Origin of the sequence: Flavobacterium sp. SM15, assembly GCF_022012335.1 — a bacterium.
Classification (GTDB): Bacteria; Bacteroidota; Bacteroidia; order Flavobacteriales; family Flavobacteriaceae; genus Flavobacterium.
The window spans coordinates 97,655-113,014 of sequence record NZ_JAKLTO010000001.1 but is presented as its reverse complement, the minus strand read 5'-3'; the positions used below and the strand labels follow the sequence as shown (position 1 = coordinate 113,014).

Below are 15,360 nucleotides of genomic sequence, written 5' to 3'. Positions count from 1 at the left end.
TGTGTACTATTTTATTATTTGATAGATAATTGTATTTTCGCCCTCTGAATAAAAAATTTAACTAACAAAATGGCAGTTTTATCAAAAATTAGACAACGTTCCATATTACTTATTGGAGTTATTGGATTTTGCTTGTTAGCATTCGTAGTAGGCGATGTAATCCAAAATGGTGGATTCAACAAGACTTCAAGAAATATTGGTAGCGTTAATGGAGAAGATATTTCAGCACAGGAATTTCTGCAAAAAGTTTCCAACATGGAAAAAGGAGGACAAGGTACTAGCAGTACTCAGGCTTCCAATTCGGTTTGGGAACAAGAAGTGAAGCGAATTTTAATGGGCGCTGAGTTCGAAAAATTAGGGTTGAAAATTGGGAAAGACCAGTTGGTAAACGTTATGAAACAGAACCCAAGTTTTGCTCAAAATCCTCAGTTTCTTAACAGCGCAGGAGTTTTCGACGTAAATAAATTCAATGAATATTTAGCGACAATCAAGAACTCCCAGCCAGAGCAGTGGAATGCATGGTTGGATTATGAGAAACAGGTTGGTGAAATGGCTACCGAGCAAATGTACTATACGCTAATTAAATCGGGAGTGTATACTACAAAAGGGGAAGCTAAAACTGCTTACGAAAAAGAAAACAACAAAGTTGATTTCGAATATGTAACTTTAGGATACAACGCAATTAAAGATGAAGAAGTTAAAGTTTCTGATTCTGAAATCATGGATTACATGAAAAAACATCCTAAGAAATACAAGTCTGAAAACACACGTGATATCGAGTTTGTATTTATTGAAAACAAACCGTCTGCTGCAGACGAGGCTGAAATGAAAACAACGATCAATGGTTTGTTGTCAGGAAGAGTGGTATACAATGACAAAACTGCTCAGAATGATACTTTGCCAGGCTTCAAAGCAGCTTCTAACACGGAAGAGTTTGTGAATTCAAATTCAGATATTAAGTACGATTCTACATATATTGCTAAAAAAGATTTGCCTTTAGAGAGTCAAGAGCAATTGTTTAACCTAGCTCAAGGCGATGTTTTCGGTCCATACATTCACAACGGGTACTACTGTTTGTCAAAAATGATGGGAAGAAAAGCAGGTGCATCAGCTAAAGTAAGCCACATCTTAATTTCTTATACGGGAAGTAAAGCTCCAGTAGCAGTAAAAAGAACTAAAGAAGAAGCACAGGCTAAAGCAAATGAATTGTTAGCTCAGGCTCAGGCAAACCCAGGAATGTTCCCTATGTTGGCTATGACCAACACAGATGATAGTGGTTCAAAACAAAACGGAGGAGCTTACGATAATGTTGTTCCAAACCAAATGGTTAAACCGTTCAATGATTTCCTTTTTGGTAATCCGGTCGGAAAAATTGGGGTAGTTGAAACAGAATTCGGTTTCCACGTTATTAAAGTTGATGCTAAATACGATGCAGTTCGTTTAGCAACTGTAGCCCGTAAGATTGAGCCATCTGAAGTTACTGCAGATAAAATTTATGCAACGGCTACTAAATTTGAAGCCGATGCAAACGATAAAGACTTCGAAAAAGTTGCTAAAGAAATGAAGCTGACTGTTAATCCAGCAACAGTTTCAGGTTTAGATGAGTATCTTCCAAATGTTGGTTCTCAAAGAGGAGTAGTACTTTGGGCTTTCAATAAAGAAACCAAAGAAGGTGATGTTAAGAAATTCGACAATTTGCAAGGACACATCATTGCTCGCGTAAAATCGAAAAATGAAACTGGTTTGATGTCTATGACTCAAGCTAAACAAATAGTAGAGCCAATTTTGAAGAACGAGAAAAAAGCAGAAAAAATTGCGGCTAAAATGAAAGGGGCTACTTTAGAAGAGGTTTCTAAAAATACCGGCGCGACTGTGTTAACGGCTCCAGGAGTTTCTTTACAAAATCCATTGGTTCCGAATATCGGAAATGAGCCAAAAGTAGTTGGTAAAGCATTCGGTTTAGGAGCTGGAAAAACTTCTAAATTAATCAATGGTGAAACCGGAGTTTTCATGGTACGTACTAAGAGTGTTGCTAAAGCACCTGCATTGCCTAACTATACACCTTATGTAACTCGTGTGAAAGCACAAGAGCAAGGTTCAGTATATGGTAAAGTAATCGGAGCGCTTAAAGCAGCAGCTAAGATCGAAGATAACCGAGTAGATTTTCAATAATCGAATGAATAAAGAATAAAAAAACGCTCCTTTTTGGAGCGTTTTTTTTATTTTATCATTTCAACATAGGGCAGAATTGTTGTGTAACCCTTCTCTTTGAAGTAGTTTGTTGGATCTTTTTCCGAGACAGCCAAGACAAAATCACCTCCCCATGCGCCTAAACTTTTTAGCGTTCCGGAAAAATCTTCAAAAAGCGATTCTTTTACTGTTGCAGTCTCTAAAATTTTGCTAAGTAATGCTTCATGTTTTTCCAACAAATGAGTAAATTCAGAAAGTGTTTCTGTTTTAAGGACTGAATTGGTGATGCTGGAGATATCTGTTACGGTTTTTTCAATTCGGGGTTGTTTGTTGTAGTAATTGCTGATAGCGGTTTTACTGCTTTGTTTTTGATTTAAGTAAACAAAATACAAATGAGAAGCAAAATCCGGTCTGAAGTTTACCGAAGTGACTTGAGGTGTTTGATTTGTTAATTGATAGGTAATCGGAGTGTCGTTTTGAGCACAGGCAATATCGTAGCCGCTCCCGCCAAAGCTTTTGTGCAATAATTCAAAAGCGTCAATATTTAACCATTGTGCAATGTTATTGATAAGGGTTGAGGAAGTTCCTAACCCCCATAGTCTTGGAAAGGTTAGTTCAGTTGTTATAAAATATCCTTCAGAGTTATTTATAAAATCGGGGTTTTGGAGAAATGCCTGATGAAGAATTTCAACTAAAGTGTTTTTAATACCCAGCTCTATTCCAAAATCTTTTTTGGTAATGATCTCGTTGAATAAAAGTACATCTTCAAACCAAAGGGTCTTATCGGAATCGAAACTTTTCCAATGGATTTGTTTGTTTTCTCCGGGGCTGATGTGCAGGTATTGTCCAAATTGGGTTGGCAGGGCCAAAGACAAGGCACCGTCCAAGACGACATATTCTCCTGTAAGTAATAATTTCCCGTTGCTGTAAAAGGTCGTTTTCAAATCTCTGAATTTAGCCCCGATAGCAGCGGCATCCTTTTTTCGGGACTTCAAGAAACCTCAGTCACCAAAAAAGCGCTCGAAGTCACCGGGAAAAGATACAGCGGATAGCGGGAAAAGCTCTTATTAATTTTATTTTCTGATGGTCTGTAGATAATCTACCACTGCCGAATGGGACACGGTATGTTTTTCGAAATGTTTTACCACTTCCTTGCGTTCTTGTTCACTTGCATTAAACTGGTTTAGAATGTTCATCAGGTGCATTTTCATATGACCTTGCTGAATCCCTGTTGTGGTAAGAGAGCGCAAAGCCGCAAAATTTTGCGCCAGGCCAGCTACTGCCACAATTTGCATCAATTCATGTGCTGAAGGATTTCCTAGCATTTGTAGAGACATCTTAACCAGAGGGTGTAAACCGGTTAGTCCGCCAACAGTTCCTAAAGCCAATGGGATTTCCATCCAGAAGGTAAAAATACCGTCTTGAACTTTGGCGTGGGAAAGGCTGCTGTATTTTCCGTTTCTGGCCGCATAGGCATGAACACCTGCTTCAACTGCTCTGAAGTCGTTACCGGTTGCCAAAACCACTGCATCGATACCGTTCATAATCCCTTTATTGTGGGTAACGGCCCGATAAGGTTCTATTTCTGCAATCTTTACTGCACGAATGAACTTCTCTGCAAATTCTTCCTGTGAGATGTGTTTGTCTTCTTTTAAATCGGTGACCGGACAGGAAACCTCGGCACGAACAATACAATTAGGAACATAGTTGGACAAAATGCTCATAACTACCTGAATGTTTTGTTCTTCTTCGGAAAACAATTCAAAAGTTTTTGCCTCTTCTTTTAAGGTTTTGGCAAATTGTTCCAGGCAGGAATTAATGAAATTCGCGCCCATACTGTCTTTAGTTTCAAAGGTAACATGCAATTGGAAGTAATCTTCCAATTCAGCAGTTTTGTCTTTTAATTCGATCTCCAAAATTCCGCCTCCCCTTTTTTGCATGTTTTTAGTAATGCTTTCAGTATCAGTAAAGAATTTTGGTTTTATAGTAGTAAAAAACGTTTTGAGTTTTTTAGTATCGCCTTTATAAATGAAATGAACCTGACCAATTTTCTCTGAACTGATCACCGTTGCTTTGAACCCACCTCTGTTAGACCAGAACTTGGCGGCCTTACTTGCGGCAGCCACCACCGAACTTTCTTCTATTGCCATTGGGATGGTGTAATTTTTTCCGTTAATCAGGAAATTGGGCGCTACCCCTAAAGGCAAATAGAAATTGGAAATGGTATTTTCAATGAACTCATCGTGGAGTTTTTGCAAGTCGGAGTCGGAATTCCAGTATTTTTTGATTTCCTGAGCTGCTTGTTCAGGGTTGGAGAAGTGATTGGTGGTAATCCAGTGTATTTTTTCCTCTTTCGATAATTTCGAAAATCCGCTTACTGCTTTGGTCATTGGTTTTGATTTATTTCTGGGGCAAAGATACGCTTTCGCAATTGAAAATTTATTTTTTTAGCGTTTTTGCCCATTTAACGAGCTTGCTTTCCAATACGTCTTTGTCGATGGGTTTCGCCATATAATCTTTCATTCCGAGATTGAAACACATTTCTTCTTCGCCTTCAATGATTCCTGCCGTTAAGGCAATAATAATGGCTCGGCTATCTAAGAGCAGAATTCTTTTGGAAGCTTCGTATCCGTTGAGTATCGGCATTTGAATATCCATCAGTACCAGGTCTGGTTTTTGAGTTTTGTATACTTCAATGGCCTCTTCCCCGTTTATGGCTTCAAAAATTTGTACTTGTGGGAGTATTTTACTAACTAATGTTTTGGTTAGGAGCATATTGATTTTATTGTCTTCGACTATAAGTATACTGATGGGTTCGGTATATTTTTCTGTGGGAATTGAAAGGGTGCTTTTTGAAACTGCTATAGCCAGATCTGGATTGTTAATTTCATTAAGAATCGATTGTAAAAAATGGATTTTAATGGGTTTGACAATAGGCTTAATTAGTTTTTTATCAGTGAAATCGATGTTGTTGCTGTTGGAATTCTGCATCAAGATGATCGGTTTTTCGAACTTGAGCAGTTCTTCCAGTCCTTCTTTTCCAATGTGCTCGTAATCGGCTACAAAAAAGTCTACATCAGGGTTGTACTTATAAGCGTTTTGATAATTTTGGTTCACATAAGAATTGATGCCGTAATGCTCGAACATCCTTTTTAAAATGCTGAGTGAATGTTCATTGTACTCCAGAATAAGAGCATTTTTTAATTGATTGTTGTCGATGATTTTGAGCGATCCGCAATGTTCGGATCTTAATTCCAGTTCAAAAAAGAAAATACTTCCCCCGTTAGGGTTGTCTTCTACCTTGAGTTTGCTTTTCATTAAACGGAGTAAACTGTCAGTAATTGGGATTCCAAGTCCGGTTCCGCCGTATTTTCGGGTTGTTGAATTGTCTTCCTGTGAAAAAGCTTCGAAGATTTTCTCTTTGTTTTCGGGTTTAATCCCAATCCCGGTGTCTTTTACCAGAAATTTCATTTTTGATTTTTCTTCGGATATCTTTTCGTACTGTACCTCGAGCTCGATTTCTCCTTCCTGAGTGAATTTGATTGCGTTGCCTAAAAGGTTTATCAGAATTTGCTTCAGACGAATTTCGTCTACCCAAATAAGGCAGGGAATGTCTTCTTTGATGTCGATGATTAAATCCAATCGTTTTTCATGAGCCGAATACTTAACCATGTCGGTTACCTGGTTTACAATATCGTGCAAATTGGCTTTGGTGATGTCCAGTTCGAGTTTTCCGGCCTCAATTTTGGAAAGGTCCAGAATGTCGTTTACAATTTCCAGTAACGCATCAGCCGATTGGTTCACCGTAATCATGTACTGTTCCTGTACATTGGAAAGCTGGGTTTTTAAAAGCAAATTACTGAAGCCAATAATTCCGTTAAGCGGGGTTCGAATTTCGTGACTCATATTGGCCAGGAACTGAGTTTTAGCATTGTTGGCAGCTTCAGCGACTTCTTTGGCTTTAATGGCCTCTTCAACTTTTTTTCGTTCGGTGGTGTCCAAAACTACACCTTCGATGTATGAAATTTCATTTTCCACCATGATGGCCTCACCGTATTCTTCAATCCAAACGATGTTGCCGTTTTTTTGAATGATGCGACAAGAGATATGAAACGGTCTTTTATTGTGTATAGCCTTTTCGATCTCGCGTTTTACAAATTCTTTTTCATCGGGATGGTAGAGATCAAATAAGGAAATCTTGCCGTTAAAGAAATCGGATTTGGAGTAACCGGTTAAGGCTTCAATTTCATCATTTAAGAATATTTTGGTTCGCTCTTTATTGTATTTAACCAAATAAACGGTAGCCGGGATGTTGTTGGCCAACAATTGGAATTTTTCTTCGTTTTCCTTGATTGTTTTTTCGTTGTTGATGCGCTCGATAGTTGCCGCAATATTGTTGGTAAAGGTTTGAAGGATGGTAATCTCGTCATAAGACCAATCCCTTTCTTCGGTACAGTCATCAAAACCAATAAAACCATTGAAGTTGCCTTTGATGAATATCGGTAGAATTAGAATGGAAAGAATGTTTTGCTCCTGTAATATCGATTTGAAAGCGCTCTCTTCCAGTTCTTTGACTTTAGCACGATAAGGCTGATTTTTGGTAATCACCTGCATGAATTCCGGATAAATGTCATGGGGGATGTTTTGGAGTTGCGGATTATCAATTTCCTTTAAAGATTCCCGACTGGTCCATTCAAAGCGTTGGCTCATTAAATTGGTGAGTGGGTCGTTGTCAAAATAATACATTCGGTCTACTTTTGTAGCTTCCCCAATTTGACGTAAAGATTCGTCGAATATTTCCTTAAGGTTGGAACTTTTTAAGAGCTTGTCGGTAGTTTCTGCAATGGAGGTTAAAATCTCACTTTTGTAAATAATCAGCTCTTCAGCTTTTTTACGTTTCAGGGTTTCTATGGCTAGAGCAATAATGTCGGAAATGGTTCGGGCAAAATTAATTTCGTCCGAAGTCCAGTTGCGTATCTCGTGCGTATTTTCATAACAGGTTACTCCTTTTAATTCTCCGGAAACATAGATTGGAAAATCTAACAACGATTTTATTTCATAATTTTTAAAGTAAACATCTTTAAATTCAACCGTTTGAGGATGGTTTTGTGCGTCCGAGGCTACAATAAAAGGCAGACTTTCAATGGCAGTGAAGTAAATAGGAAAATCTTCTTTTTTGAGTTTGACTCCATCGGTAAACTGTTCTTCATCCTTCACATAAAGACAAAACAATTCCAAACCCTCAGCGGTTTTGTTCCATAAACTGGATCGATTTATTTCTAAGGCTTTGGCCGCTTCTTTTAAGATATGACCAATAAGTTTGTTTTGACTGCGGTAGGTTAAAAAGTTAAGCGTAGATAACTCGTTTAACGTTTTATTCATGCGGTAACTTTTCTGTAAACGGTTCGTTTCTTCTATTTCAAGTTGTTTGAGTTTCGTAATGTCTCTAACAATGGCCGAATACCCGTTTGTCTTGCCGTGCTCGTCTTTTTTGACAGTCACTTTTTGCGATACCCACATTTCCTCTCCATTGCTTTTTATGATCGGAAACTCTATACTTTCGAAATCACCGTTGTTTTCCCGTTGTCTAATGTAATATTCTTCTATTGTTTTAGCGTGTTCCGGTTTGATAAGGCTAGAGAAATGACGGCCTAAAATATAATCAATTGGGTAACCAAGCGATTTTTCGGCAAACTGATTTACAAAAGTAAAATAACCAAATCGGTCTACCTCAAAAATAATGTCGGAAGCAAACTGAACCAGATTGCGGTACTGCTCTTCTACCAATATCTTACCTGTGATATCCTGCCCGTTGGCCACAAAAAGATTGTCGTTGTATTTCTGGTCGGTCCATTGAATGAACTTGTATTCCCCGTTTTTGCACTTAAGTTTTCGGGTGTATACGGAATCCGGTACATAAACGGTATTATAGTCTATTTCTTTGAAGTCTATGTCTTGGGTAAGCTTCCAGAAGTTGCTTCCCATCACTTCCTCGGGAGTATAGCCCAAGATTCGTTCTATGGATTTTCCGCAGAAATTCAGGTTTCCAAATCGATCAGTAGCTATGGTCAGTGAATTGGAATTGTTGATGATGCTGTTGGAAAAGATGATTTTGTCGTTGTTGTTTAAAATGGAAATCCTTCTGGCGTAGTTGATAATCAAAACAATAAAAGAAGTATTGATTAAAGTAATAAGTTGTTTGGTTTCAGAAGGAATGTTTAATAACAAAATGATTAGAACGGTAAAAAGGGCAATTACAAAAATGACGTACTGACTTTGTTTGGCAAAAGCACTATAAGAGAAGAAAACAATCAGTAAAAATTCGGTATAGGTAATTAATTCAAAGGGATATGAAGCGATTTTAAAAATCACATATACTGAATAAATAAGCAACATCCCAATAAAAAAGCTTCTTAAATACTTATTGATAACCTTAGTTTTTTTCGATAAGGTGTATAAAGAGATAAAGATGATTCCAAGAGCAATATTGACTAAGAGTTCTGCTTTTCCCCTTGGGATAAAATACAGATTGATAACCTCTGTTAAAGGAAAAATAATTGCTAAGAAGAAAAAGAAGGTCCTGATTTCACGAATTCCTTCATCAGAATCGGAAACGTTTTTAATAAAATCTTTGTTGTAAGTGGCAGTTCGGTCAAAAATAAGTTTAAGAAACAAACCAATCAAACCAAAAATGGGAAGCAAAAACCACCATTTGTAATAAAACGGAGCCTCAATATTGAATGAATAATTAGTGATTGGACTTTTGATGTTTCCGAGTTTGTCCACGATTCGTACTTGAAAGGTGTACTTTCCGTACTTGAGATTGGAATAGGTGACTTTATTGTTTTTTGAGGGTGTGCTCCAGTTTTCGTCGGCACCTTTCAAATGATAGGAATAGTAAACCTCCGAATCGTTCTTGAAATTGATTACCCCAAAACTGAAGGTCAGCTGGTTTTCATCTGTCTTGAAAGTATAGCCTTGTGCGGGGACATTAAACCAGTTTTGGCTTAAACTCTGTTCCTTGTTCCAGTTTCTGGACTGATTGAAAACATCCAAATTGGTTATTTTTAAAATCGGAACATCTTTGGTTTTGGACTTGTAATTGGTTAAGTATTTAAATAAGCCGTTTGCAGTTCCAAAAAACAGGTTGCCGTTTTCATCAGTGGTTTGCGCCCTAGAATTGGTTTCGAGTCCTTGAAATCCGTTTTGCGAATTATAATTGTAAATGTTGATGATTTTACCCTCACGATCTACTGTTAGTTTGTCAATTCCTAAGTTGGTACCCAAATAGATGTTTGCGTTTTTATCGGCTGATAGGGTGAAAATTAACGTGGAGGTAAGCCCGGTATCCTGGGTGTATTTTTTTATTGAATTGCCCTTTACACAATACAAGGCATTGGAACCGGCAAACCAAAAATTACCATAACTATCTTTGCAGGAGGTGTTTATTGTTTTTAAGATGATGGGATAAGATAAGGTAAATTCGTTTTGTTTTTTTTCAGTTAGCAGGTAGATTCCGGTATTGGTTCCAATATACCATTGGTTTTCATTTATCTGTTCCAGGCTTGAAACATTGGAAGGAACTTTGTTCACAAAGTTTTTAATCCAGGTAATCAGGTTCTGGTTGTCATCCAAAATGAACAAGCCATTTAAAGCGCCGGCAAAATACCTGTTTTGTTGGTCTTGTTTGATAATGTTGATTTTCGTTTGCTCTGGAAATTGCGAATTGGCTTTCACCGGCAGGAGGTCGTGCTCTGTGATTTTATAAATTCCGTTGTTGGTTCCGGCTAAAATCTCATTTTTGTTGTTTTTGATAAAGCACAGCGCTCCATAACCGTTCGGGTATTTCTTTTTGAGGCCAAGTTCCCGGTACTGATCCCCTTCAAAGTAGTAAATTCCATTGTTCAGGATTCCGGCATAAAGTCCTTTTTCAGTGGTAAGGAGTGAAAAAATATACGGTGTTTTTAACTCAGGAATGTTATTGTAATTATAGAATTTTTGCGAACTGGTACGGAAAAGACCTGTGCCGTAGGTTCCGATGTACAACTGCCCGCTTTTGTCCTGAAACAGACAGAATGTGTTTTCTCCTGTAAAGCCATTACTTTCATTGATAAAACTGGTGTAGTTTTTCATGTGCATGGCTAACCCTTGTTTTTTGTCCCCGGCCATCCAGATAAAACCGCTTCTTCCTTTAAGCATTCTTTTGATAAAAAAAGGTTGGCCATTTTCAAGCAGGATATGCTCCTCCAGTTTCATTTCAAAAGTGGAAGCGCTTTTGCATTTCAAACGAAAAAGTTCTCCTTTGTAGGTTCCTATTAATGCCTCATCGGGTTCGGATTTGATTATGCAGGTGTAACCTTTAAGATTGTTTTTTTCAAAATCGGATAATTTTCCGTTGGTGATTTTTAGAACGCCGCTTTGGGTACCTATAAAAAAGTTGCCAAAACTGTCGTGAAAAACGGAATTGATTGAAGTTATTTCTTTTCCAAAACGGGCTGTCAAAGCGATACTGTAATCTTTTTTTAAAAGGAAGATTTCTTGATCGGTAAAGCAATAAACCCCTTGGTCGGAATTCAGGAGTTTTTGAACGTAGGTGCCTTTTATAAGGTTGTTGTCCCGATGGATTTCCTTGATAAATTTTTGACCGTTGTATACCAGTAATCCGCTGTATTTGGTTGAAACAACAATGTTTTTATTGGAATCTTCGGTAATGTCGGTTACAAAAAAGCCTTCAGCATTTTCCGATTTGTTTAGAATTTTGAAGTTTTTACCATCGTAACAGACCAAGCCTGCGCCATCGGTTCCAATCCAGATTAAATTCCGGCTGTCTTGAGTGACGGCCAAGACAGTTGAAGAAGGAAGCCCGTTGTTTTGGTTAAGGATTTCATAATCAAAAACCTGTCCAATACTGTTTTGGAAGCAAAGCAGAAAAAAAGTTAAAAAAGCTATTTTTTTTGGCATACTCGAAGGGTCGCTTCTTTCGATTTAGAAATGACAAGAATATAATAAATTTAACAAATTTAACTGATAAATAGGTTTTTTTGTGAATCTATTTTGTTTTTTTATCGATAAACAGTTTTAAAAAATCGACAATATGAATTTGATAAACAAATGTGTTTTTGTGCTTTTAACAAATTAAATGAAGGTCAATTGATATTTTTTCACTAAAATTGGAAGTTTTTTTACCATCAATTTTATGAATAATACTCTAAAATGCTTGTTTTTACTGGTGTTAACCTCTGTTTCAACAGTAGCGCAACAAAAACTTACACTTGAAGAAATCTGGGGAGGAGCGTTCCGTACGCAAGGAATGACCGCTTTGGAGGCTATGAAAAATACCAATCAGTACTCGGTTTTGAATTCCGACCGCGCTTCAAGATCTTCCCAAATTGATTTGTATGATTTCGCAACCCTTGAAAAAGTTGCTACTTTAATCGATACCAAAAATCACAAAGAATTACAGGGAATCGATAGTTATACGTTTAGTAAAGACGAGAAAAAAATCTTAATCGCTAACAATTCCGATCAGATTTTCCGTCACTCGTTTGTGGCAGATTATTTTATTTACGATACCACTGCTAAAACGTTGGTTAAACTTGCAGATTACAAGGTTCAGGAACCGACCTTTTCGCCAGACGGAACCAAAGTAGCCTACGCATATCAGAACAATTTATATGTATACGATTTGGGTTCCAAAAAACATACTCAAATTACTACAGACGGGAAGAAAAATGCTGTAATCAACGGAATTACGGATTGGGTATACGAAGAAGAATTCTCCTTTGTTCGTGCTTTTGACTGGAATGCTTCATCGGATAAAATTGCGTTCATCCGCTTTGATGAAACTAACGTACCGGAATTTTCCATGGATATGTACAACGAAGGTTTGTATCCAACGCAAAATGTGTTTAAATACCCTAAGGCAGGAGAGAAAAATTCTGAGGTTTCTTTGCATGTTTACGATGTAAAAACATCTGGAACTAAGAAGATCAACTTAGATAAATATACCGATTTTTATATTGCAAGAATCGAGTGGACTAACGAGGCGAATACTTTGAGTGCTCAAATTTTGAACCGTCATCAGGACAATCTTGATTTGTTGTTTGTAGATGGAAATTCAGGGGTAACCAAAGTGGTTTTGAATGAAAAAGACAAGGCTTATGTTGATGTAACGGATAATCTTACCTTTTTGAAAGACAACAGTTTTATCTGGACTTCTGAAAAAGACGGATTCAACCACATTTATCACTACGACAAAAACGGAAAACTTAAAAATCAGATTACCAAAGGAAAATGGGAAGTGACTTCGTATTATGGATTTGACGAGAAATTAGGAACGATTTATTTTCAGTCTACTGAGAACGGATCGATCAACCGTGATGTGTACAGTATTAAGCTTAATGGAAGTGGAAAAAAGCGTTTAACAACACAAACCGGTACAAACGGAGCAACGTTTAGCCCAAATTTCCAGTATTTTATCAATTCGTTTGCCAGTGCTAAAAATGCACCAAAACATAGTTTGTACGAAACAAAATCCGGTAAACTTGTAAAAACGATCGTTTCTAATGAAGCATTAGAGTCCAAATTGGCAAAATACGATTTGCCTTCAAAAGAGTTCTTCGAATTAACGACAGAAAAAGGACATAAATTGAATGCTTGGATGATTAAGCCGAAAGATTTTGATCCGAACAAAAAATATCCGGTGTTTATGTATCAGTATTCCGGGCCGGGTTCACAACAGGTGGACAACAATTGGAACGGTTCAGACGATTACTGGTTTATGATGTTGGCACAGCAAGGGTATATAGTAGCTTGTGTGGATGGTCGCGGTACCGGTTTTAAAGGAGCTGAGTTCAAAAAATGTACTCAAAAAGAATTGGGAAAATATGAAGTGGAAGACCAAATCGATGCTGCTAAAGTATTCGGAACGTATTCGTATGTAGATAAATCCAGAATTGGTATCTTTGGCTGGTCGTTCGGAGGTTTTATGGCCTCGAACTGTATTTTCCAGGGTGCCGATGTGTTTAAAACGGCTATTGCAGTTGCACCGGTTACAAGCTGGAGGTATTACGACAGCATTTACACGGAACGTTATATGCAAACGCCTCAGGAAAATGCTTCGGGATATGATAACAATTCGCCAATCAACCACGTGAGCAAATTGAAAGGGAATTTCCTTTTAGTTCACGGAACGGCAGACGATAACGTTCACGTTCAGAACACTATGAAAATGATCGAGGCTTTGGTTCAGGCAAACAAACAATTTGACTGGGCAATTTATCCAGACAAAAACCACGGGATTTTCGGTGGAAAAACGCGTTTGCAGTTGTACACCAAAATGACCAATTTTATTAAGGAGAAACTATAATTAACACAATAAATTTCAAAACCAAAAACTAAAAAATGAGCGAAACTACAGCTAAACAAGCACATCCAAAGGGACTTTGGGTTTTATTCGGGACCGAAATGTGGGAGCGTTTCAACTTCTACGGAATGCGCGCATTGTTAACCTTATTCCTGGTTAACTCACTAATGATGAAAGAGGAAGAGGCTTCTCTAATTTATGGAGGATTCCTTGGATTATGTTATTTAACCCCGATGCTTGGAGGTTTTATCTCCGACCGTTTCTTAGGAAACCGCAACTGTATTATGTTGGGAGGTTCCTTAATGGCCATCGGACAGTTGTTGTTGTTTACCAGTGCTTCTGTCTTTCCTTCAAATTTGGAATTGGCAAAATCATTAATGTACTTAGCTTTAGGGGTAATCATTTTTGGTAATGGTTTCTTTAAACCGAATATTTCTTCGATGGTAGGAAGTTTGTATCCGAAAGAAGAAAAAAGCAAATTGGATACAGCGTTCACGATTTTCTACATGGGAATCAACATTGGAGCGTTCTTAGGACAGTTCATTTGTCCAATTGTTGGAGACGTTAAAGATGCTGGGGGCGTACGTGATATCCATGCCTTCAAATGGGGATTCTTGGCAGCTGCTTTAGCGATGATGATTGGTACTGCGGTATTCTTTTTCCTTAAAAATAAATATGTAGTAACTCCGGAAGGACGTCCAATTGGAGGATTACCTTCAGGACACGATGCTTCAGATTTTGAAGAGGGTGAAGCTACAAAAGCGCATTTTTCTGCTATGTCTTTAGGATTGGCAGCACTTGCTTTCCTTGGATTGTTCTTTATCTTCAACTACATGACCGAAGGGGACAATGTGGTTAAAACGATCATATATCCAATTATTTATGCCAGTGGTATTACTTTGGCAGGTTTAATTTTATCGGATAAAACCTTAACGAAAGTTGAAACGCAACGAATTTGGGTAATCTACATCATGTCGTTCTTTATCATTTTCTTCTGGGCGGCTTTTGAGCAGGCAGGTTCTTCGTTAACGTTTATTGCAGATAACCAGACAGATAGAAACTTCTTCGGATGGAACATGCCACCGTCAATGGTTCAGATTTTTAACGGATTGTTCGTGGTTATTTTTGCGGTACCGTTCAGTATGCTTTGGGACCGATTAAGAGCTAAAGGCGCTGAGCCAATATCGACAGTTAAACAATCAGTAGGATTGTTGTTGATTGCGGTGAGTTATTTCATCATTGCGCACAACGTAAAAGATTTAGGTAGCAGCGGATTGTTGTCTATTTACTGGTTAATCTTATTGTACTTAATTCAAACTTTTGGGGAACTTTGTTTATCGCCAATCGGATTGTCTTTGGTAGGGAAATTATCGCCAAAACGTTTTGCTTCTTTGGCGTATGGAGTATTCTTCATCTCTAACGCTGCGGGATATGCTTTATCAGGAACGCTTGGATCAATCTTACCTGCAACAGGGGATAAATTCAAAAAAGCAGAAGAATTAGGAATCAACCTTCAGGACGTTTTGGATAAGAAAGTGGTTCCAACAGCTGAACAATTGAAAATGTTATCGGACAACCAAATCAGTGCGGAGAATCCTGTTTTTGCAGGTTTCGAAATTCACAACTTATATGAATTCTTCATGGTTTTCGTAGTACTTTGTGGTATTGCTTCAGTGATTTTGTTCTTATTGACTCCGGTGTTAAAACGAATGATGCACGGCGTAAAATAAGCCCATTCCAAAAATATTTTATATCTTTCAGGCCCGCAGCAAACTGCGGGCTTTTTTTAATTTAAATACACAACA

Annotated in this window: 6 protein-coding genes; 3 read left to right on the top strand and 3 right to left on the bottom strand. The window is 37.8% G+C overall.

What is annotated here, in order from left to right; all coding sequences use genetic code 11:
- The first annotated feature begins 69 nt into the window (after window positions 1-69).
- On the top strand, window positions 70-2,172 hold the full coding sequence (locus LZZ90_RS00485) for a SurA N-terminal domain-containing protein (RefSeq protein ID WP_237788722.1): 2,103 nt from the start codon (window positions 70-72) through the stop codon (window positions 2,170-2,172).
- Window positions 2,173-2,219: 47 nt separating this feature from the next.
- Here LZZ90_RS00485 and LZZ90_RS00480 read toward each other — a convergent pair whose 3' ends face one another.
- The 3 genes from LZZ90_RS00480 to LZZ90_RS00470 all read right to left on the bottom strand — a co-directional run bounded on the left by LZZ90_RS00480 (window position 2,220) and on the right by LZZ90_RS00470 (window position 11,151).
- A complete protein-coding gene (locus LZZ90_RS00480; protein WP_370640585.1) occupies window positions 2,220-3,185 on the bottom strand; it encodes a GYDIA family GHMP kinase in 966 nt (321 codons plus the stop codon).
- A 78-nt stretch (window positions 3,186-3,263) separates the two neighbouring features.
- Entirely contained in the window at window positions 3,264-4,580 is a 1,317-nt protein-coding gene (locus LZZ90_RS00475; RefSeq protein ID WP_237788721.1) for a hydroxymethylglutaryl-CoA reductase, degradative, read from the bottom strand.
- A 49-nt stretch (window positions 4,581-4,629) separates the two neighbouring features.
- Window positions 4,630-11,151, bottom strand: coding sequence for a PAS domain S-box protein (locus LZZ90_RS00470; protein ID WP_237788720.1), 6,522 nt, complete (start codon window positions 11,149-11,151; stop codon window positions 4,630-4,632).
- A 235-nt stretch (window positions 11,152-11,386) separates the two neighbouring features.
- Between LZZ90_RS00470 and LZZ90_RS00465 the strand changes: the two genes are divergently transcribed.
- Window positions 11,387-13,558 carry a S9 family peptidase gene (locus LZZ90_RS00465; RefSeq protein WP_237788719.1) on the top strand — a complete coding sequence of 724 codons (2,172 nt, stop codon included), beginning with the start codon at window positions 11,387-11,389 and terminating at the stop codon, window positions 13,556-13,558.
- A 35-nt stretch (window positions 13,559-13,593) separates the two neighbouring features.
- Window positions 13,594-15,285 carry a peptide MFS transporter gene (locus LZZ90_RS00460; RefSeq protein ID WP_237788718.1) on the top strand — a complete coding sequence of 564 codons (1,692 nt, stop codon included), beginning with the start codon at window positions 13,594-13,596 and terminating at the stop codon, window positions 15,283-15,285.
- Window positions 15,286-15,360: the final 75 nt, after the last annotated feature.

Coding starts and splice junctions, on each gene's coding strand:
- LZZ90_RS00485 (WP_237788722.1), top strand. CDS start 70: ATGGCAGTTTTATCAAAAATTAGACAACGTTCCATATTACTTATTGGA.
- LZZ90_RS00475 (WP_237788721.1), bottom strand. CDS start 4,580: ATGACCAAAGCAGTAAGCGGATTTTCGAAATTATCGAAAGAGGAAAAA.
- LZZ90_RS00470 (WP_237788720.1), bottom strand. CDS start 11,151: ATGCCAAAAAAAATAGCTTTTTTAACTTTTTTTCTGCTTTGCTTCCAA.
- LZZ90_RS00465 (WP_237788719.1), top strand. CDS start 11,387: ATGAATAATACTCTAAAATGCTTGTTTTTACTGGTGTTAACCTCTGTT.
- LZZ90_RS00460 (WP_237788718.1), top strand. CDS start 13,594: ATGAGCGAAACTACAGCTAAACAAGCACATCCAAAGGGACTTTGGGTT.